Here is an 18098-nt window from a genome sequence, read left to right as displayed (position 1 = left end):
CTTTTCAAACATATGCGCAACTTTTCCAAGTTGTTATCGACTAAATAAACGAATGGAGGGGCATTCATGGAGGATACCTTTCAGAGATTATATGAAAAATATCATCATGATTTATTTCAATTCCTATTCTATATGGTGAAAAATCGTGAGCAAGCTGAAGATTTGGTGCAGGAGGTATATATTCGTGTTTTAAAGGCCTATGATAATTTCGAAGGTCGAAGCACGGAAAAGACATGGTTGTTTTCCATTGCAAGACATGTGGCCATTGATTGGTTCCGCAAACAAAAAACGATTCGCAGGCGGATTTTAGAAAAGTTTGATTGGCAAAAACATCAGATAGAAGATCTTAAACCATTACCAGATGAGATTGCCTTAAAAAACGAAAAAATTCAGTGGATGTACCGCTCACTTGATGCCTGCTCTTTTGACCAGCGCGCTGTACTGATTTTACGATACCTTCAGGAACTATCCATTACAGAAACAGCGGAAGCACTGGGGTGGACGTCTAGTAAGGTAAAGACAACTCAGCATCGTGCGTTAAAGCAGCTGCAAAAACAAATGATGATGATTTCAAAGGAGGGGCTTTCGATTGAAAAGACAGGAGTGGAATGAAGAACAGCTCGAGAAGCTTTTGAAGCAGCTACCCTCTGTTAAGGATAAACAAACATCGGAAGATATCTATCAAACTATTCTTTCTAAGCAGCATCAGGGGAAAACAAATAGAACTTGGGTCGCACCGGCAATTGCTGTTATAGCGGCATTGTTTATATTCGCTTTGATCTCTCCACTATTCTTTCAGAGCTTACAGTTAAATGAAGAAAGTGCGATGGATATGTCTTCTAAATCTACAACAGAGAGTTCAGAAAAAACACAGCGTTCTTCCGAGAACAATAAGGAAATGGCAGAACCACAACAAGAACTAGAGAATAAGGAGCTTGCTAAAGCTTCATTACTAAATGATAAACAACAAACTTTTGTAACGGCAGCAAGTGAGGCAGAAGACGTTATTACAGTTGGTTTTACTGATTCTGAAGCTAAAAACATTCTTCCTGTAAGTCTTGAAGCAAATAAAAAGCAAGAAAAGCTTGAACAAATTGAGAAGGTAAATCCAGATGTATATAAGGAGGAGATTGGACCGATTACTTATGAATTAAGTGAAACTGAATTTTCTGAGTCAGAAAAATCTGAGGAAATTACCATCGATTATAAGGGTGTACCGAATTTGTCTTCTTCTACAAATGATGTATTATATCAAAATGCAATTATTGAAACTTTTAAATGGCTTAATTATAAAAAAGCAAATCTTTATACAAATCAAAAAGAAGGCATTGAATTCGGCCAATCAGGCCCTAAAAATGATTTAGATGTGAGCAAAGAAACGAAAAAAGCCTATTTTCTCTATCAATTTGATGAAAATACATTAAAGCTCCTCGTGCCATCACCTATTTCATATGATTCAATTGATGGAGCTCTAAAAGCGATGAAGCAAGGGATCGAGGAGAATGACTTAAAACCAACAATATTAAATACAGTTACCAACATTACTACAACACCAAAAGGTGACCAGATTGAAATTGAAATTAATCAAGATGCAGGTGTAGAGAATAGTGAAGCGTCCATAATTATGTTAGAAGCTATGTTAATGACTGCAAAGGAATTTGGATATGATACTGTTCAATTTAAAGGAATCACAACCGATAGGATTGGTGAAATGGATGTGACAAAACCGATTGAAGTACCTTTTTCGCCGAACCCGGTTAAAGCGAATTAGAGAGGCTCTATTTTAGAGTCTCTTTTTTTGATGTTAGCTCTGAAGCACAGGACGCCGCAATATAGACTGCCAGCGCCTGCCACTGAAAGTCAAGCTATTTCAGAATTAAAGGTAAAGAACGCCTTTTATTATTCTGGAACGACTTTTCCCCGAGGGATGGAAATCGCTTCCCTATTTTTAATGTATAGAAAGGAAAAAAATGTTATATACTAACTGTTGTTCTTTTCCAAGACAAGCTTACATGTAATATCCCTGTAGCTTTACACGAATTCGGAGTTCATTTAGGAGTAATATTTGTAGATGTATGGAAATTGCTTTAAAAAATGTAGGGGGAGAAAAATGCTAGTAAATGTAAAAAAAGTAAGGTTGATCAACATGTTTGGACTATTTATTGGAATTACCTTATGTATACATAATCAGGTGGAGGCACAATCTTACATAGATGAATTAGAAGAAAACTGGGTTCAGCCAGTTGACGGCGTTATTACAGATACATTTGGAACAAGGAATGGAAACCATAAAGGAATCGACATTGCCGCACCTGAAGGAGAAAAAATCGTCTCCGTATCTGCTGGAAACGTAACGAAATCGTATCATTCCGATACATATGGACATGTTGTTTTTGTTGAACATCCAGAAGGCTATGAAACGGTATATGCTCATTTAAGTAAAAGACTGGTTAGCGAAGGAGACATACTTCAAAAAGGACAAACACTTGGCATTATTGGGAATACAGGGGTTTCAACAGGAACACATTTACATTTCGAATTGCATAAAGGCGAATGGACATATGAAAAAGAACATGCATTAGACCCAATCTTTGTTTTTGACTTGCCAAATGAAACGGTTCATTCAGAAGATAAACAAAGTTCTAAGACTTCTAAGCAAAATACTGAATCAAATGTGTTTAAAGAAAAATCTGCTGAAACAGAGCTGCAGTCAACTACAATTGTAAAGCCACAAGGAAAACATGGAAAAGAGCAGGAACTGCCTAAAAAGGTGATCACAATCATGAAGGGAGACACTTTATGGAAAGTGTCTCAAATCTATAAGGTCACGATTCCTTCACTCCAGAAATGGAATAAGCTTGAAACTGATCTCATCTACCCGGGGCAAAAGCTAATAGTATATGTGAATAACGAAACCAATTATGCAACTCAATCGGGTAACGCATCAGGTCAACGCTAAATTAGTTTAGTGTTTAAGCATTTTTAGAAGGTGAAAAAAGTAAAGTGGATAACTAAAAGTAAAAATAAAAAACCCTCTGCAATATATGCGGAGGGTTTTTTAAACTATTCAAATTTTAACGCATCACCGTCAAATTTTTCATCTGCAATTTTAATTGAATCTGTTGGGCATCCTTCAAAAGCATCCATCATATCTTCTTCTAGCTCTTCTGGAACTTCGACAATGCCTTGGTTATCATCTAAGGTAACGTATGCGATACCTTCATCATCATAATCATAAATGTCTGGTGCTGCAGCGCCACATGCTCCGCAAGCGATACATGTGTCTTTGTCAACGATCGTATATTTTGCCATTAAAACGAAACCTCCTGAAAAAATTAATACCATATTATCACTATATGGTAGAACTTAAATGCTTGAGTCAATTCTTTTTTAATAAATATCAACTTCTTGCTGTTCCTATTTAGTATTGTAAATCTGTTTTTTAGACATTTCAATAAAAAACTCTGCTGATAATACTTATCACAGCGAAAACATTGGGTAAAATAAACCTATTTTGTGAACGAAGGACAAAAAATTTGTTAAAATAAAGAAGATGATCGAATATTGTCAAACGATGTTAGGTGATAAAATGAAACATGGATATTTCCATCTTGTCTTACTTTATTGTATTAAGCAATTTAATGGAGAAAGATCTCTCTCCGCTATTTATCATTTGCTTAATGGGAAAAAATCTTCACAAACAATTCAAGATGGCAAACTTTTTAATTTATCTCATATGTTTAGTCTTTTCCCAAGGCTGTCACGACAATACTTAAATGAAGCATGTGAAGAATTGCTACAGGAAGATTTGCTGGAATTATTACCTAATCAACATTATTTCGTAACAGATAAAGGTAAATTCATGTTAAATGAAAGACTTGCCAAAAGACCGTTACCTGCTAAATTAAATGGATGGGAATATGGTGATCTTGGAAGAATTTTTTGGAGAAGGCTGTCGCTTCTAGTTCAGGTTTTATCCAATTTTGTTTATGAGAGAAAGCAGTACCTCCCTTTAACTAAAAATCAAGAGGACTTACTTTGGGTAAAATCATTTTTAAATCAGATTCCTATTTCAAAATCGGATCTCGCTGAAGAACTTTATAAAGAAATTAAAGATTTTTTATTACTCCAAACAACGAACAGAGCAGCCATTTTCACCCAGAGACTGACATCAAGTCAAACAATTGGACTAACGTTTGAACAAATTGCCAGAAAACATAACGAGGATCCGACTTTTGTTTATTTATTATTTTGGGATGTTATTCATTCAATGGTAGATTTTCAGAAAACAGAAAAGCAAGACAGCATCTTTTATGCAATCATTAAAGATAAGCGGCAAAATAATTCCCTTACATCTTCATCTGCAAAAACACGCGCCTATTTATTGCAAGGAATTACATTGCAAGATATCGCTGCGATTCGAAAGTTAAAAATAAGTACAATTGAGGACCATATAGTCGAAATCACGTTACATGATCAGTCTTTTATTCCTTCTGCTTTTTTATCAACAGAAGATTTTGAAGAGATTAGCGAGGCGATAAAATCTCTTCATACACACCAATTAAAAAAAATAAAGGAGTACTTAAATCATAAGTACAGCTACTTTCAAATTAGACTTGCTTTTGCGATCAATGGGAGGAACGGATGAACAAACAAATGAAAAACATTTTAAAAACCTACTTCCAGCTTGATCACTTTCGAACAGGGCAAATAGAGATTATTGAAGCAGTTTTACAAAAACATGATGTGTTGGCAATGCTTCCGACTGGTGGGGGAAAGTCGCTTTGTTATCAGCTTCCTGCCTACATACTGGAAGCCCCTATCTTAATTATTTCCCCATTATTATCACTAATGGAGGATCAGGTGGAACAAATCAAACTCAGAGGAGAAAAAAGGGTTATTGCGTTAAACAGTACCATCTCAATAAACGAAAGAAAAAGATATTTAACATCACTAAAACATTATCGATATATTTATGCATCTCCAGAAATCCTGCAATCAGATTATGTGCTTCGAGCTTTAAAAGATGCAAAGATATCATTGTTTGTTGTGGATGAGGCACATTGTATTTCACAATGGGGTCATGATTTCAGACCGGACTATTCCAAACTAGGGTCAATTATTAAAGAATTAGACCACCCTCCGTGTTTAGCATTAACTGCCACTGCAACAAAGGAAGTGGTAGAAGATATTAAAAATACACTGCAATTCCGTTCACACAGCAAAACGTTTATTTATTCTATCAATAGACCTAATATTGCATTAGCTGTAGAAAAACATGCTTCAATTGACGAAAAAATTGGTCGGATTCTTTCTTTAGTTCGGTCATTAAAGGGGCCTGGTGTCATATATTGTTCCAGTAGGTTATGGGCTGAACGTCTCGCACAAATCCTTATTGATACTGGTTTCAATGAAGTTGGCTATTATCATGGAGGAATGGATCAGGAGCAGCGAATTTTAATTCAACAACAGTTTTTATATAATCAGCTTCAGGTTGTTTGTTGTACGAACGCATTTGGAATGGGTATTAATAAACAAAATATCCGTTTTGTCATTCATTTTCATTTCCCCTCCCAGCTAGAATCTTACATGCAGGAAATTGGCAGGGCAGGTCGTGATGGACTTCCTAGTTTAGCGATAACACTGTTAACTGAAAGTGATTATGAAGTGCCAAAGGTATTAGTTGAATCAGAATTTCCTTCATATGAAAAGCTCTACCGTACGATCTATTATATACATGGAAAACAACAATCGGTTTCTTTTAATGAGATCCAAGAGCAAAGCGGCTTAACAGACATTCAATGGCGATATCTTGAATATCATTTAAGCGCATTACGAGGCCGTTATCTAGATCCGGATACTCTAATCACCCGCATATGGACTGAGATTGAAAAAAGGATAATGGTTAAACATAAAAAATTACTTAAAATGACAGATTGGCTTAACACAGACGGATGTAAACGACAAAAGCTCCTAGCTTATTTTAATGAACAACCTCCTGTTCACACAATTGAAAATTGTTGTGATTTCTGTGGAATGGCCTATAAGGACTTTGAAGGGGAAAGTCACTACCAAACACAAACTGCAGATATAGAATGGGAGAGGGAATTATATGCAATATTTCATAAGGCGAGTGATTAGTGTTTGTTTAAAAAGCAAAATGATTTAATTAAACAACTAACAGATAAACAAATTATTCAAAATTTATATTTTACACAATTTTTACTATTGGTGATCTCAGGAATTTTAGGCTTTTTTTTATTCGATTCAGTTGAAGACTTTCTAGCTCTTTGGATGGTTACAAATCATTCATATCTCTTATATGGAATTGGAGCGGCAATGATCGTTATTTTGATTGATTTTATCATCATGAAGCTAGTTCCGAAACATTTCATTGATGATGGAGGAATTAATGAAAAGCTCTTTGCTAAAAGGAGTTTCCCACACATTGTTATTTTAACATTGATAATTGCCATTTCAGAAGAAATGTTGTTCCGCGGTGTGCTGCAAACACATTTTGGTATATGGGTTGCAAGTTTAATTTTTGCCGTTTTACATTTTCGCTATTTATCTAAATCGGTATTATTTACAATGGTCGTGGCAATCAGTTTCTTGTTAGGTATCGTATACGACTGGACAGAAACTTTATATACAACTATTATTGCTCATTTTTTAATTGATTTAGTGTTTGCAATTCAAATTAGGTTGCACTATTTAAAAGAGGTGAAAAAAGGAAATGAGTGAATTTGAAAAACGCTCTGACCAAGCGGGAAACTTACGATCTCGGATGATTGATGACTATAAAGAACGGCATGGTGATTTTCCGCCACGCTCTGAAGTCCATAAGGATAAAGAGAAAAAGAAAAAGCCAAAAATGAAATATCCGATCATTAGCATATTAGCCATATTTTTTGTCATGCTCCCGATCCTATTTTTATCCATCACCACTTATTACAGCAGCCGTCATCACCAGTCTGCCGATGGAGAAAGTCTTTCTGGGAATGAAACTGTTTTTGTGTCAACAGGAGCCCCCGAAGATGAAGAACAAGATACAGCCTCATTGGAAGCAACCGAATCTATTGAAGAAACAGAAGAAGTGGAGCCTGTTCAAACCGATGAAACGAGCAATGCTAATAAAGAGGAAACAATAATAGATGATGGGAACGAACAAAAAACGGAAGATACTGTCGAAGTAGATGCAGAAGCAAAGGAAAGTGCGGAAACGGATAGTACTAATTATCGAGAGGTGATAACCCATAAAGTAGCTGCAAATGAAACGCTCTTTAAAATTGCGATTAAGTATTATAACAGTCGCTCAGGCGAAGACATTATTCGTGAATATAACAAGTTACAGGGTGATACGGTTTATGAGGGTCAAATCTTAAAAATCCCTCTAAAATAGCTTGTTTCATACATCTTAAGGCGAATACTCATATCTATGTGGACGACTTCATACAATGTAGTAACAGTAGAAGTAGAATCGTTGAACGAGGGGAAGTGGCCATTATAGAAACGCGAATTCAACTGCTTAAAGATCATACTGACGAACCAACCAAAAAAATGCTACATCATTTAGTTGAGCGGAAAAGAAAATTGGAGAAGTATAAAAACAAATGCTTTCATGCACAGTTTTTCACCTTTGTGCTGGTAATGGGTTTTATTGTTTACCTATATGCTTTTATTATTAAACCTGCTGGTAATCAGGTAGGGGTTATTTTTCATAAGCTGTTTGATGGAACGTATCATATTCTAGTTGTATTACTAATTGTTGCAGGCTATGCAACTGCACAATTTTATAAAAAGAAAGAAGAAAAAGCTGAATCTGAATATCATAATTTAAGATGTGAAGTAATCAGAAAAAGTGCAGATTTATGGCCGCAGCCAACACAATGGAAAAATCGTCATGAAGTGTTTACAATGATGAAGAATGAATATGACATTAATTTGTTCCATGAAAGTAAATAAATGATAAAATTTCTACATTTCCCCTTCTTTTCAAATCTTTGATTAAGAAGGGATCTTTATTATGAAGTATGGTATAATTCCTTTTTACCAATAATAAACATTTCATATACTGGCTAAGTGTATTTAATTTCCAGAGGTGTTTTCCTTGCTTATCATAACTATTTTTTGTGTACTGTTTTTAATGTTAATTTTGATGATTGTCATGCTTATAAAAGCAAAGGAAAATCATTTAACAAAACATATATTACACTTTAATGAATTTCCAAAAAGCTTTGGCGCATTTACGATCTTTTTCATTTCAGATATTCATAGAAGAAAGATTTCTATTAAATTATTAGAGCAGCTCCCATCCTCAATTGATTTAGTTATTATTGGAGGAGATTTAACGGAAAAAGGTGTTCCTTTTCAAAGAGTTGAGCAAAATTTAAATATTTTAAAAAAGATTGCGCCCATTTATTTTGTTTTCGGCAATAATGACTATGAAGTCGGCAAGGATAGACTTGAACAGCTGCTTATTAAGCATGGCGTGACGATTCTTAATAATTCAACTTCAACGATATCTGCAAAAAACGGCGAAAAAATGGTTTTGCTAGGAGTAGAGGATATGAGTATGGAGAGAGATCGATTGGATTTAGCGTTAAAACACTCTCCCAAAGGCGATTTTCGCTTGTTAATAAGTCATAACCCGGAGATCTATGAACAGGTAAAAAAATCAGACAGAATATCCTTAATCATAAGCGGTCATACCCATGGCGGCCAAATACGCTTGTTTGGTTTAGGTTTGTACAAAAAGGGAAAACTTCATAAACTAACGAATGCAACATTACTAATAAGTAATGGATATGGTACATCTGGTGTACCGCTGAGGCTGGGAGCCCCTGCAGAGGCACATATTCTCCAGCTTAAGCATCCTAGTTGAAAATCATAAATATTAAGTAAAAAGGATGATAAACAGCATCATCCTTTTTTCGGGTGACTTACGGGGGATCGAAATGGCTAATCATGAAGGCAAATATAATATTAAAGCTGCTTCCAAGCTTCTAGGAATTCAGTCGGGAACTTTAAGAGCATGGGAACGAAGGTATAAAGTCATTGCGCCTAAAAGGAATGAATCCGGTCACCGACTTTATACGGAAGAACATATCCAAACATTAAAATGGTTAATTAATAAGGTAGATAACGGGTTTACAATCAGCCAAGCAATTAATCTTTTGGACAGTAACCAATCACCAGTTAACAATAATAAGGATATCGATGACACAGGTAAACCTGACCTGTCTTTTGAGTTAATGGACAAGCTACTTAATGCCCTCCGTCATTTTGATGAAAGTCTTGCAAATGATTGTTTAAATAAAGCGTTTAGTCTTTATACTGTTGATAAAGTTGTTTTTGAGCTGCTTCCTCATTTACTCTTAAAATTACAGGAGGAGGTAAAAGCGGGAAGTGTGACAGCTGCAGAGAAACAATTTATTTTTTCTTATTTTCGATCGCGAATCGGAATGATTTTGCATAGCTTACCAGTAGCTGGAATTCTTCCGAAGGCAGTGACTGTTTGTGGTCCAGAAGAATCCAATGAGCTTGGATTGCTAATCTTTTCGGTATTTTTACGAAGAAAAGGCTTTGAGGTGATTTACATAGGCGGAAGTATAGATGCTGGTAAAATAGATAGCGTTTTGGAAAAAATAAAGCCACAATTTCTTTTTTTTTCATGTGATCTAGATCCTCATAATAAGAAAACATTAGCTATGTTGGATGAACTGTCATCTAAAACAAAAGAAATTCAAATTTGTGTGATTGAAAGTGCAAAAAGTAAGGTGAAATATTCGCATTTAAATTATGAAATACTTGAATTTCAATTACAAAAATGGGAAAAATGGCTAAAGGAAAATCTGCCACAAAAAAAACAAGAGTAAGTACTTGTCTAAAATGTGCACAGAGTGTAAACTGTAAAAAATATTAGAACCATCTTATATAAAAATCATACTATGATGATATATAGAGCGTTCTGACGGCAGGAGGGTATGGGATGCGGCTAGAGCGACTGAACTATGATAAAATAAAAATTTTCTTAACAACAGATGATTTGCGAGATCGAGGCCTTACCAAGGAAGATCTCTGGAAAGATTCATTAAAAGTTCACCAATTATTTAGAGATATGATGAATGAAGCAAGTGTAGAATTGGGCTTTGAGGCGCATGGTCCGATCGCTGTCGAAGTGTATTCACTTCATGCTCAAGGGATGGTTGTCATTGTCACTAATAGTCCGGAAACAGATGAGATTGATGACGATTTTACTGATGATTATATAGAGATGCAAGTGAAACTGGATGAGAGTTTTGACGTTATTTATGAATATGATTCTTTTGAAGATATTATTCAACTCTCAAATTGTCTCTATCAATTAAATGTTACTGAAGGTATGGTCATTTTCTTTCAACAACGATATTACCTGCTTTTAAGTGACGATCAACAAATGGAAGTTGACGATTTAGTGGCGATATTGGCTGAATATGGGAATCCATCAACATTAACTGTCCATAGATTAAAAGAATATGGTAAAACCATATTAGAAGAAAATGCGATCGAAGAAATTTATCAACATTTCTGTAAGAACAAAGATGAATCGTTTTAATTGCTAAAAAGAAGATGACTCAGAAAGGTAGATGCCATAAAATGGCTGAACCAAGAGACAGCTGAGTGATCTTCTTTTTTCATTTTTCTTTTAAGTGATAACTTGAAAAAAGTAGGACAAAATACAGCTAATGAGAGGTTAGTTTTCATTCCATGTAAGGGAAAGTTCTGAATTTGAAATCGTTTACGGTAGAAAAATGAAATTATAATAAATATGTTTTTTCTTCTTTGCATAAGCATTTTTAAAGTGTATACTATGTCATGAAAGGTGGACATTCTTTCATTTACTGATAAGATTTAGGAGGTTAGCTTAAATGGTAGCCGAGAAAAGCACCGGTGATAAAAATGATAAACTTGATGTGTTGAAATCTACACAAACGGTGATACATAATGCGCTAGAAAAACTTGGATATCCCGAAGAAGTATATGAACTATTGAAGGAACCGCTCAGATTAATGACAGTTAAAATTCCTGTTCGTATGGATGATGGGTCAGTAAAGGTATTTACTGGATATCGTGCCCAACATAATGATGCAGTTGGTCCAACAAAAGGTGGAATTAGATTTCACCCAAATGTTACCGAAAAAGAAGTAAAGGCTCTTTCAATTTGGATGAGCTTGAAGTGCGGTATTGTTGACCTTCCATATGGCGGCGGTAAGGGCGGCATTGTCTGTGACCCAAGGGATATGTCTTTTAGAGAGCTAGAGCGACTAAGTAGAGGCTATGTCCGTGCAATAAGTCAAATTGTAGGGCCTACAAAGGATATACCAGCACCCGATGTTTTTACAAATTCACAAATTATGGCATGGATGATGGATGAGTACAGTCGAATTGATGAATTTAACTCCCCTGGTTTTATTACAGGAAAACCATTGGTTTTAGGCGGTTCTCATGGACGTGAATCTGCTACTGCTAAGGGAGTTACAATTTGTATTCGTGAAGCTGCTAAGAAAAAGGGCATAAAGCTTGAAGGAGCCAGAGTTGTTGTACAAGGCTTCGGAAATGCGGGTAGTTATCTGTCAAAATTCATGCATGATGCTGGTGCGAAAATTGTTGGTATTTCCGACGCATATGGCGGACTCCATGATCCTAATGGTTTAGATATTGATTATTTACTTGATCGACGTGATAGTTTCGGTACAGTTACGAAACTGTTTAATGATACAATAACAAATAAAGAATTACTTGAGCTTGATTGTGATATTCTTGTACCGGCAGCCATTGAAAATCAAATTACTGAAGAAAATGCCGCAAATATAAGAGCCAGCATTGTTGTTGAGGCAGCAAACGGACCAACTACTCTTGAAGGTACAAGGATTCTTTCTGAGCGAGGTATTTTATTAGTTCCAGACGTATTAGCAAGTGCAGGCGGTGTGACGGTTTCATATTTTGAATGGGTTCAAAATAACCAAGGTTACTATTGGACAGAAGAAGAAGTGGAAGAGAAACTTGAGAAGGTAATGGTAAAATCATTTAATAATATCTATGAAACAAGCCAAAACCGACGAGTTGACATGCGTTTAGCTGCCTACATGGTAGGGGTCCGTAAAATGGCGGAAGCTTCAAGGTTTAGAGGCTGGATTTAAGCATTTCTATTTGCAACAAATGATAAAATCTCCTATCATGATGGATAGGAGATTTTTTGTTGACGTAAAATGAACAACAGGAGTGGAGATTTCGTGATTAGGGAAGAAACAATCATTGTTGGCGGTGGACCCTGTGGTCTATCAGCTGCAATCGCAATCGAGAAAATTGGGATTAAACCTTTAGTCATTGAAAAAGGGAATATTGTCAATGCGATCTATCATTATCCAACACATCAAACATTTTTTAGTTCAAGTGAGAAACTAGAAATCGGAGAGGTCCCCTTTATAACGGAAAATCGCAAGCCATATCGCAACCAGGCTTTAGCCTATTATCGCGAAGTCGTACGAAGAAAAGACATCCGCATTCATTCATTTGAGAAAGTTGAAAAAGTCGAAAAGCAAGGCAAAATGTTTTATGTATTTACGGATAAAGAGATATATGAAGCAAAACAAGTTGTTATTGCTACAGGATACTATGATCATCCTAATTATATGGATATACCTGGAGAGGATTTACCAAAGGTTTTTCATTATTTCAAGGAAGGACATCCTTACTTTAATAAAGATGTCGTTGTGATTGGCGGGAAAAATTCGAGTGTGGATGCAGCGTTAGAGCTAGTAAAAGCAGGTGCAAGGGTAACGGTGCTTTATCGGGGGAAAGATTATTCTCCTAGTATTAAACCATGGATCTTGCCAGAGTTCGAAGCTCTTGTTCGTAATGGGCTGATTACCATGGAATTTCAAGCAAACGTTCTTAAAATTAGTGAAGAAACTGTTATCTATGAAGTAAATGGACAATCAAAAGAAATAAAAAATGACTTTGTTTTTGCCATGACAGGCTATCACCCTGATCATCAGTTCTTAACGAAAATGGGTGTAACAATTGATCCCGAAACGGGCAGGCCAACCTTTAACCCTGAAACAATGGAAACAAATGTTGAAGGAATATTTATTGCAGGGGTTATCGCAGCAGGGAATAATGCAAATGAAATATTTATTGAAAATGGACGTTTCCATGGTCAGCTTATTTATGAGGCAATTAAAGAGAGAAATACAAAGGAGAAGTGAGAGGTGGATGTATACCTCTCACTATTATCATGATCTGCTTAGGTTGAGAATATCTCTTCAAGTTTTTTTCGATCGGTTGTTGTTTCAAGGGCGATCATCAGTTTAAGTCTTGCTTTTTGGCCATTTAATCCATTACTAAAGATCATGCCTAGTTCTTTTAGATGCCTTCCACCACCTTCATAGCCATAAACATCTTGAACAATTCCATTAAAGCAGCGTGATACTAGAACGATAGGAACTCCTTTATTTAATAATTTTTTCAAACTTGGCAGCATCATTGGCGGTAAATTGCCTTGTCCTAATGCTTCAATGACTAAACCGTCAAGTTGGTGGTTGCCAATCTTTTGTAAAAGCGTATCGTCCATTCCTGCAAAGGCTTTAAGCAAGAGAACATTTTTATTAAGTGCAGCAACATGTAAAGGCTGGTTTATTACTGGTTTATGATGGAAAAAGGCACCACCTCTATTGACGATGCCGATAGGTCCATATTGTGGACTTTGAAATGTAGCAATATTGCTTGTATGGGTTTTCGTTACGTTTTTTGCAGTATGAATTTCATCATTCATTACAACAAGTACACCCATATCCTTTGCATTCGTAGAAGTGGCAACTTTAAGAGCTGATAATAAATTATACAAACCATCAGCACCAAGTTCATTGCTTGATCTCATCGCCCCTGTTATCACAATAGGGATTGGCAAGGTTAAGGTTACGTCAAGAAAGAATGCCGTTTCCTCCAATGTATCTGTACCGTGTGTAATAACAATTCCATCAAGAGTTTGTTTCTCCATCATTTCCTCAATATAAGTTTTGATTTGCAGCATTTCTTTAGGAGTAATATGTGGAGATGGTAAGTAAAATAATTCTGTTGAAATAATATTGATATCAGGAACATCTTTTATAAGATCAACAATAGGGTTTTTTTCTCCAGGCTTTACTTCACCGGTTGTTTCATCTTCCTTCATTGAAATTGTTCCGCCTGTATGAATTAATAGGATATTTTTCATCATGAGAACCTCCATGTTTGCAAGAATAATTATACGTTTATCTATGTTAAGTCATTTTCAATTTATCGATAACATGATACGATTAAAAAGGTAATACGTCTAGTGGTTATGATTATTTCTCCCTATAAATTCATTAAAGTTTAGTAAAAATAATCATTTTTACTTAGTATGTTATGGTGGTATAAAAATACTAGAAAGATTTAACGAGAATACAAGGAAAAGAGGCCTGTGAATGATTTCGATTATTTCTGCGGGCATTGCCCCAGGTCTTGCTTTATTATGTTATTTTTATTTAAAAGATCAGTATGAAACAGAGCCGATTTATATGGTCCTGCGTTCGTTTATTTTTGGGGCATTGCTTGTTTTTCCTATAATGTTTATCCAATATGTGCTGGATGTTGAGATGGTTTTCCATTCTAAAGTGCTTTATACATTTGTTGCAGTAGGATTTCTTGAAGAATTTTTTAAATGGTTTATTTTATTTTTTACTATCTATCAACATGTGCATTTTAATGAGCATTATGATGGAATTGTCTATGGTGTGTCTGTTTCGTTAGGATTTGCTACTTTAGAAAATATAGTTTATTTGTTTGCAAATGGTGTTGAATATGCTTTAGGTAGGGCGATTTTACCAGTTTCCAGCCATGCTCTATTTGGAGTCATTATGGGATATTATTTAGGAAAAGGAAAATTCTCAAGCGGTGAAAATCGGATAAAGTGGATCCTGCTTTCCTGTATCCTGCCGATAATGCTCCATTCAATTTATGACTCCATTTTATTAAGTTATTTAAATTGGCGGTACATCATGCTCCCATTTATGTTATTTCTCTGGTGGTTCGCCCTTCATAAAGCAAAAAAAGCAAGAGTGAAAATGATTGACTCAAAGCTGCCTTAGTGCAGCTTTTTTTCGTCTATTTCCTCATGCAACCGACACAATCACAAGTAGGGTTTATAATGGGATGAATTGTTTGAAATGGCTGCTTTGTCATTTAGGATGAATAAAATGCCAAAGACTACAAAAAATACGTTTAAGCATTTACATCTACATGAGGAGGCAGCAACATGAGTAATATGCGCATAATGTTGATGGTTGCAGTAGTAACTTTTACATCCGTCACATGTCAATTTTTTTCAATAAATATCTCTACAACACATGCTTTTTCAGAGCAAACCATTCAAAGAGGTGCAACGGGTAGAGATGTGATTGAATTGCAGGCAAGATTACAATATAACGGCTATTATCATGGAACAATTGATGGTGTATACGGTTGGAGCACGTATTGGGCGGTAAGAAACTTTCAACATATGTTTGGATTAGACGAAGTAGATGGACTGGTGGGACCTAAAACAAAACAAATGTTACGGGATTCTACAAAATTCTATAAGGATTTTGTTTATCGTCAAATTCATAGCGGGAAACGTTTTACCCATTATGGGGGAATTCCATTAGCGCTGCAGTCAGCACCTAGTGAGCAGCAAATTCAAAAAGCAAGGCAGATAGCTGAGCAAAGAAGACAGCAGCAAGAGCAAAGTTATAAGGCAAAGATCGCTCAACAGCAACAGCAGCAACAACAGCAACAGCAGCAACAACAGCAACAACAGCAACAACAGCAACAGCAGCAACAACAGCAGCAACAACAGCAGCAACAACAGCAACAGCAACAGCAACAGCAACAGCAACAGCAACAGCAACAGCAACAGCAGCAACAACAACAACAGCAACAGCAACAGCAGCGACAACAGCAGCAACAGCAGCGACAACAGCAGCAACAGCAGCAGCGACAACAGCAGCAACAGCAACAGCAGCGACAACAGCAGCAACAGCAACAACAACAGCAGCAGCGACAACAGCAACAGCAGCAACAGCAGCGACAACAGCAGCAACAGCAACAACAACAGCAGCAGCGACAACAGCAACAGCAGCAACAACAGCAAGAAAATGAATCAACAGCAGTTAATTTGCCTGGCGGCTATTCACAAAACGATATTCAATTAATGGCCAATGCAGTTTACGGGGAAGCAAGAGGTGAGCCTTATATTGGTCAAGTAGCGGTCGCAGCGGTCATTTTAAACCGTGTCAATAGTCCGACATTCCCAAATACGGTAGCAGGTGTTATCTTTGAACCTCGTGCATTTACAGCAGTGGCAGATGGCCAAATTTGGCTCACACCTAATGAACAAGCTAAAAAAGCTGTGATGGATGCAATTAATGGTTGGGATCCAACGGAAGGGGCCATTTATTATTTCAATCCAAATACCGCGACAAGTTCATGGATCTGGGGAAGACCACAAATAAAACGTATCGGAAAGCATATTTTCTGTGAATAGAAAGGGTGAAAAGGCATGATACGTGGAATCCTGATTGGTATTTTAACAGTTGCAGTTATTGGAACAAGTTATTGGGGGTACAAAGAACACCAGGAAAAGAATGCTGTGTTAATTCAAGCTGAAAATAACTACCAGCGCGCTTTTCATGATTTAACATATCGAATCGATCAACTACATGATCAAATAGGCGGAACATTAGCAATGAATTCCAAACAATCATTGTCTCCTGCACTTGCAGATGTATGGAGAATTACATCTGAAGCACAATCGGATGTTGGACAATTACCTTTAACATTGCTCCCTTTTAATAAAACGGAAGAATTCTTAGCAGGAATTAGTGATTTTAGTTATCGAACTGCTATAAGAGATTTAGAAAAAGAACCTCTTTCAGATGAGGAGTATAATAAGCTGAAATCATTGTATACAAAGTCAGCTGATATCCAAAATGAACTCCGTAATGTACAGCATTTAGTTATTGAGAATAACTTAAGATGGATGGATGTTGAATTAGCCCTTGCTTCTGGACAAAAGCAAATGGATAACACGATCATTGATGGCTTTAAAACAGTTGAAGAGAATGTAGAAGCATATTCTGAATCTGATTTCGGAGCAAGCTTCACTGCAATGAAGAAAAGCAAGGAGAAAGGCTTTAATCAACTTGAGGGGAAAGAAATAAATGAGGAAGAAGCGAAAAAGATTGCCAAGACATTTGTTGAAAAAAGTGTAACAGATATTAAGGTAACAGAAAATGGTGAAGGTTCGTCTTTTGGTTTTTATAGTGTTTCTATGAATGATAAAAAGAATAAGACTGAAATTAATATGGATATTACCAAAAAAGGCGGTCATCCGATTTTCCTTGTTCAAAATCGGGAAATAAAGAAGCAGGCAATCAGCTTAAACGAAGCATCCAATAATGCTCGAGACTTTTTAAAAGAGCATGGTTTTAAAGATTTAGATCTTTTTGAAAGTGCACAATATGATAATACCGGGGTCTTTTCATTCGTTTCAATATTAGATGGTGTGAGAGTTTACCCGGATACAGTCCGAATAAAAGTTGCTTTAGATGACGGTAAAGTCATAGGCTTCTCTGCTAGGGATTATTTGGCAGCACATAAGCAAAGGGAAATACCAAAGCCTAAAATTACAAAACAAGAGGCAGTAAAAAGATTAAACCCAAGTTTAGAAGTACAAGAGGACAGATTAGCCATTATCACGAATGAGCTTGGGGAAGAAATCCTTTGCTTTGAGTTTTTAGGTACAATCGATCAAGACACTTTCAGAATTTATATTAATGCAGAAACAGGAATGGAAGAGAAGATTGAAAAGTTAAAGAATCCTGAACCGATTTTTCAAGAGATTTAAAAAATATTAACAAACTTATTCTGTATTGTTTGAAGGATATCCCTGTTAATTTTCTTCATGGGATATCCTTTTTAATTGTTAAAAATTTTGTCCTCTTGCACAACCGAATGGACCATGATTTAATAAGAAGGAGAGTATTAAGAAAGAGTGA

At 36.0% G+C, this 18098-nt stretch carries 18 protein-coding genes; 16 read left to right on the top strand and 2 right to left on the bottom strand.

What is annotated here, in order from left to right:
- The first annotated feature begins 66 nt into the window (after positions 1 to 66).
- The 3 genes from sigX to Q1B07_RS08320 all read left to right on the top strand — a co-directional run bounded on the left by sigX (position 67) and on the right by Q1B07_RS08320 (position 2959).
- Positions 67 to 612 (top strand): RNA polymerase sigma factor SigX, encoded by a 546-nt coding sequence (gene sigX, locus Q1B07_RS08330; RefSeq protein WP_299088274.1) that lies wholly within the window; start codon positions 67 to 69, stop codon positions 610 to 612.
- Positions 590 to 1771, top strand: coding sequence for a hypothetical protein (locus Q1B07_RS08325; RefSeq protein ID WP_299088276.1), 1182 nt, complete (start codon positions 590 to 592; stop codon positions 1769 to 1771). Before sigX ends, Q1B07_RS08325 begins: the two co-directional genes overlap by 23 nt.
- 339 nt (positions 1772 to 2110) lie before the next feature.
- Positions 2111 to 2959 (top strand): peptidoglycan DD-metalloendopeptidase family protein, encoded by an 849-nt coding sequence (locus Q1B07_RS08320; RefSeq protein WP_299088278.1) that lies wholly within the window; start codon positions 2111 to 2113, stop codon positions 2957 to 2959.
- Between the two features lie 104 nt (positions 2960 to 3063).
- Here Q1B07_RS08320 and Q1B07_RS08315 read toward each other — a convergent pair whose 3' ends face one another.
- Positions 3064 to 3312: a ferredoxin gene (locus Q1B07_RS08315; RefSeq protein WP_299088280.1), complete on the bottom strand. Its 249-nt coding sequence runs from the start codon at positions 3310 to 3312 to the stop codon at positions 3064 to 3066.
- 277 nt (positions 3313 to 3589) lie between these two features.
- On the opposite strand from Q1B07_RS08315, the gene Q1B07_RS08310 reads away from it, so the two are divergent.
- The 10 genes from Q1B07_RS08310 (at position 3590) to Q1B07_RS08265 (ending at position 13250) form a co-directional block, all read left to right on the top strand.
- A complete protein-coding gene (locus Q1B07_RS08310; RefSeq protein ID WP_299088282.1) occupies positions 3590 to 4648 on the top strand; it encodes a helix-turn-helix domain-containing protein in 1059 nt (352 codons plus the stop codon).
- Positions 4645 to 6141 (top strand): ATP-dependent DNA helicase RecQ, encoded by a 1497-nt coding sequence (locus tag Q1B07_RS08305; RefSeq protein ID WP_299088285.1) that lies wholly within the window; start codon positions 4645 to 4647, stop codon positions 6139 to 6141. Before Q1B07_RS08310 ends, Q1B07_RS08305 begins: the two co-directional genes overlap by 4 nt.
- Positions 6142 to 6144: 3 nt before the next feature.
- Positions 6145 to 6744 carry a CPBP family intramembrane glutamic endopeptidase gene (locus Q1B07_RS08300; RefSeq protein ID WP_299088286.1) on the top strand — a complete coding sequence of 200 codons (600 nt, stop codon included), beginning with the start codon at positions 6145 to 6147 and terminating at the stop codon, positions 6742 to 6744.
- Positions 6737 to 7402, top strand: a complete 666-nt coding sequence (locus Q1B07_RS08295; RefSeq protein ID WP_299088287.1) for a LysM peptidoglycan-binding domain-containing protein — start codon at positions 6737 to 6739, stop codon at positions 7400 to 7402. Before Q1B07_RS08300 ends, Q1B07_RS08295 begins: the two co-directional genes overlap by 8 nt.
- 95 nt (positions 7403 to 7497) lie before the next feature.
- Complete coding sequence (locus Q1B07_RS08290) at positions 7498 to 7965, top strand: DUF2663 family protein (RefSeq protein WP_299088288.1); 468 nt, start codon at positions 7498 to 7500, stop codon at positions 7963 to 7965.
- Positions 7966 to 8146: 181 nt separating this feature from the next.
- Positions 8147 to 8884: a metallophosphoesterase gene (locus tag Q1B07_RS08285; protein WP_299088289.1), complete on the top strand. Its 738-nt coding sequence runs from the start codon at positions 8147 to 8149 to the stop codon at positions 8882 to 8884.
- A gap of 73 nt (positions 8885 to 8957) precedes the next feature.
- Positions 8958 to 9878 (top strand): MerR family transcriptional regulator, encoded by a 921-nt coding sequence (locus Q1B07_RS08280; RefSeq protein WP_299088290.1) that lies wholly within the window; start codon positions 8958 to 8960, stop codon positions 9876 to 9878.
- 113 nt (positions 9879 to 9991) lie between these two features.
- The gene (locus tag Q1B07_RS08275) at positions 9992 to 10597 is read left to right on the top strand and encodes a genetic competence negative regulator (protein WP_299088293.1); all 606 of its coding nucleotides are present in this window, start codon (positions 9992 to 9994) and stop codon (positions 10595 to 10597) included.
- A 313-nt stretch (positions 10598 to 10910) separates the two neighbouring features.
- Positions 10911 to 12182, top strand: a complete 1272-nt coding sequence (locus tag Q1B07_RS08270) for a Glu/Leu/Phe/Val dehydrogenase (protein WP_299088295.1) — start codon at positions 10911 to 10913, stop codon at positions 12180 to 12182.
- Between the two features lie 93 nt (positions 12183 to 12275).
- The gene (locus Q1B07_RS08265; protein ID WP_299088297.1) at positions 12276 to 13250 is read left to right on the top strand and encodes a YpdA family putative bacillithiol disulfide reductase; all 975 of its coding nucleotides are present in this window, start codon (positions 12276 to 12278) and stop codon (positions 13248 to 13250) included.
- A 38-nt stretch (positions 13251 to 13288) separates the two neighbouring features.
- On the opposite strand, the gene Q1B07_RS08260 is transcribed toward Q1B07_RS08265, so the two are convergent.
- Complete coding sequence (locus Q1B07_RS08260) at positions 13289 to 14257, bottom strand: asparaginase (protein ID WP_299088298.1); 969 nt, start codon at positions 14255 to 14257, stop codon at positions 13289 to 13291.
- 232 nt (positions 14258 to 14489) lie between these two features.
- On the opposite strand from Q1B07_RS08260, the gene prsW reads away from it, so the two are divergent.
- The 3 genes from prsW to ypeB all read left to right on the top strand — a co-directional run bounded on the left by prsW (position 14490) and on the right by ypeB (position 17947).
- Complete coding sequence (gene prsW, locus Q1B07_RS08255; RefSeq protein WP_299088299.1) at positions 14490 to 15152, top strand: glutamic-type intramembrane protease PrsW; 663 nt, start codon at positions 14490 to 14492, stop codon at positions 15150 to 15152.
- Positions 15153 to 15343: 191 nt separating this feature from the next.
- Complete coding sequence (gene sleB / locus Q1B07_RS08250) at positions 15344 to 16585, top strand: spore cortex-lytic enzyme (RefSeq protein WP_299088371.1); 1242 nt, start codon at positions 15344 to 15346, stop codon at positions 16583 to 16585.
- 15 nt (positions 16586 to 16600) lie between these two features.
- Positions 16601 to 17947, top strand: coding sequence for a germination protein YpeB (gene ypeB, locus Q1B07_RS08245; RefSeq protein WP_299088301.1), 1347 nt, complete (start codon positions 16601 to 16603; stop codon positions 17945 to 17947).
- Positions 17948 to 18098 lie beyond the last annotated feature (151 nt).

This window comes from uncultured Metabacillus sp. (genome assembly GCF_947503125.1).
GTDB lineage: Bacteria > Bacillota > Bacilli > Bacillales > Bacillaceae > Metabacillus.
This window is presented reverse-complemented; position numbering and strand designations above follow the sequence as displayed.

Excerpts from the sequence above, each read along its gene's own strand:
- Q1B07_RS08275 (WP_299088293.1), top strand. The coding sequence starts at position 9,992 with ATGCGGCTAGAGCGACTGAACTATGATAAAATAAAAATTTTCTTAACA.
- Q1B07_RS08270 (WP_299088295.1), top strand. The coding sequence starts at position 10,911 with ATGGTAGCCGAGAAAAGCACCGGTGATAAAAATGATAAACTTGATGTG.
- Q1B07_RS08315 (WP_299088280.1), bottom strand. The coding sequence starts at position 3,312 with ATGGCAAAATATACGATCGTTGACAAAGACACATGTATCGCTTGCGGA.
- sleB (WP_299088371.1), top strand. The coding sequence starts at position 15,344 with ATGGTTGCAGTAGTAACTTTTACATCCGTCACATGTCAATTTTTTTCA.
- Q1B07_RS08280 (WP_299088290.1), top strand. The coding sequence starts at position 8,958 with ATGGCTAATCATGAAGGCAAATATAATATTAAAGCTGCTTCCAAGCTT.
- Q1B07_RS08320 (WP_299088278.1), top strand. The coding sequence starts at position 2,111 with ATGCTAGTAAATGTAAAAAAAGTAAGGTTGATCAACATGTTTGGACTA.
- Q1B07_RS08295 (WP_299088287.1), top strand. The coding sequence starts at position 6,737 with ATGAGTGAATTTGAAAAACGCTCTGACCAAGCGGGAAACTTACGATCT.
- sigX (WP_299088274.1), top strand. The coding sequence starts at position 67 with ATGGAGGATACCTTTCAGAGATTATATGAAAAATATCATCATGATTTA.
- prsW (WP_299088299.1), top strand. The coding sequence starts at position 14,490 with ATGATTTCGATTATTTCTGCGGGCATTGCCCCAGGTCTTGCTTTATTA.
- Q1B07_RS08260 (WP_299088298.1), bottom strand. The coding sequence starts at position 14,257 with ATGAAAAATATCCTATTAATTCATACAGGCGGAACAATTTCAATGAAG.
- Q1B07_RS08310 (WP_299088282.1), top strand. The coding sequence starts at position 3,590 with ATGAAACATGGATATTTCCATCTTGTCTTACTTTATTGTATTAAGCAA.
- Q1B07_RS08285 (WP_299088289.1), top strand. The coding sequence starts at position 8,147 with ATGTTAATTTTGATGATTGTCATGCTTATAAAAGCAAAGGAAAATCAT.
- ypeB (WP_299088301.1), top strand. The coding sequence starts at position 16,601 with ATGATACGTGGAATCCTGATTGGTATTTTAACAGTTGCAGTTATTGGA.
- Q1B07_RS08305 (WP_299088285.1), top strand. The coding sequence starts at position 4,645 with ATGAACAAACAAATGAAAAACATTTTAAAAACCTACTTCCAGCTTGAT.